Below are 2,057 nucleotides of genomic sequence, written 5' to 3'. Positions count from 1 at the left end.
GACCCGCGCGCCGCGACCCGCACCGCTGTCCCTCTGTTCTCGCGGTCGACACGAGCGGGGCCTGCCTGATCGCCGCGATGTCATCCCGAGGGATGTGTGAGGCCTCCTCGCCCGCGCCCGGGACGAGCGCATCGGTCCGCGATTCGATGCGGCGCCGCCACGGCCGCTGTACCGGTCGGTATGTCAGGCCGAAGGCGCAGATCGCGGCGATGTCGCCGGGCGGGGATCACCACCGCGTCCGGGGCCGGGTCCGGGGCCGCGGGCGACCCGGGGTGAAGGGGGCCGATGGTGGGGTTGGAGCCGGGGCTGGAGACCCGAGTAAACGGACGTCACACTGCCCGTATAAGAGTAACGTCACCTCATGTAGGCGGATGCGCCGTCCCTGGTGGATCCGCACCCCACTGCACAAGGACTCATCATGGCAACTCCACATGACACCCCGTCCGGGCCGTCCTCCACCTCGGTCCACCACTCTCCCCGAACCCGCCCGGTGAACTGGGTCATGCTCGTCGCGGGGGTCCTGCTGGCCGTGTTCGGCCTCGGGATGACCGCCACCGGCGCGGCTCTCATGGTGGCCGAGGCCTCCCAGCGCGACGGTCGCTACGCCTACACGGACACCGATCGACTCCAGACCGTCGGCCACGCCATCACGACCGCGCCCCTCACGGTCCACGTCGACGAGGGCGCCACCGTCGGCACGTTCGGTCTCGACGACCTGATCAGTATCCAGCTCCGCGCGACCCCGGTGGTCCCCGATCAGGACGTGTTCATCGGCATCGCCGATGCGTCCGATGTCTCGGCCTATCTCAACGACGTCCCCCACGCGGTGTTCGGCGACGACCCGTGGGACACCGGGTACACCGTCGACACCCCGTACACATGGGGCACGGGGTCCGACCCCGACACCGCGCTCGACGAGGTGCCCGGCACCCGCACCCCCGAACCGCCGACCGACCAGGACTTCTGGGCCCAGTCCGCGACGGGCGGCGAGCAGCAGACGATCACCGTCGACCTGCAGTCCGGCGACTGGGTGGTCGTGGTGATGAACGCCGACGGCACCCGCCCGGTGTGGGTCGACGTGCAGGTGGGCGCGCACACCGAGCTGTTCGGGCTCGCCAATCCCGGGGTTCTGGTCACCGGGATCGTGGCGCTGGTGCTGGGGCTGCCGCTGATCCTGCTGGGAACCGCCGGTCTCGGGCGCGACATCGACCGCGGGCCCGGTGCGGGCGTCCCCGCCGTGGGCGCGGGTCCCGATCCGCTGCGTCTGACCGGGCTCCCGGACCCGCAGGTCTCGCGCGCGATGTGGCTGATCAAGTGGCTGCTGGCGATCCCGCACTACATCGTCATCGCGCTGCTGTGGTTCGCGCTGGTGGTCACCACCATCGCCGCGGGCCTGGTCGTGCTGTTCACCGGTCGCTATCCGCGGTCGTGGTTCATGTACAGCGTCGGGGTGCTGCGGTGGAACTGGCGTGTGGGGTTCTACGCCTACTCCGTGCTCGGCACGGACCGGTACCCGCCCTTCTCGCTGGCGCCCGCCGACTACCCGGCCGAGTTGGACGTGGCCTACCCCGAGCGGCTCTCGCGCGGCCTGGTGTTGGTCAAGTGGTGGCTGCTCGTGATCCCGCACCTGCTCATCGTGGGCATCCTCACCGGCGGCGGGGCGGCTCTGACCAGCGCCTCGGAGTACGGGGGCGCCGAGTGGAACATCTCGCTGGTGGGCCTGCTCGTGCTGATCGCCGCGATCGGGTTGCTGTTCACCGGCCGCTACCTGCCCGGGCTCTTTGACCTGATCGTGGGTCTGAACCGCTGGGTGTACCGGGTCGGTTCGTACGTCCTGCTCCTGCGCGACGAGTACCCTCCGTTCCGCCTGGACCAGGGGCCGGAGGAGCCGGTCGGTCACGGGCCGGAGGTCCCGGCGGGTCACGGTCCGGAGACCCCGGTCGGCCAGGGTCCGGAGGGGCCGGTCGGTCACGGGTCGGAGGGGCCCACCGTCTAGTCCGTCCCGTCCCCGCCGTCGCGGTGGCCCGTCACCATGCGGGCGAGGAGATCGGCGAGCC

Annotated in this window: 1 protein-coding gene; it reads left to right on the top strand. The window is 71.1% G+C overall.

What is annotated here, in order from left to right:
- Nucleotides 1–418 precede the first annotated feature (418 nt).
- The gene (locus tag G6020_RS13165) at nucleotides 419–1,996 is read left to right on the top strand and encodes a DUF4389 domain-containing protein (protein WP_241732708.1); all 1,578 of its coding nucleotides are present in this window, start codon (nucleotides 419–421) and stop codon (nucleotides 1,994–1,996) included.
- The last annotated feature ends 61 nt before the right edge of the window (nucleotides 1,997–2,057 follow it).

The organism is Dietzia sp. B19, assembly GCF_014145155.1.
GTDB lineage: Bacteria > Actinomycetota > Actinomycetes > Mycobacteriales > Mycobacteriaceae > Dietzia > Dietzia natronolimnaea.
This window is presented reverse-complemented; position numbering and strand designations above follow the sequence as displayed.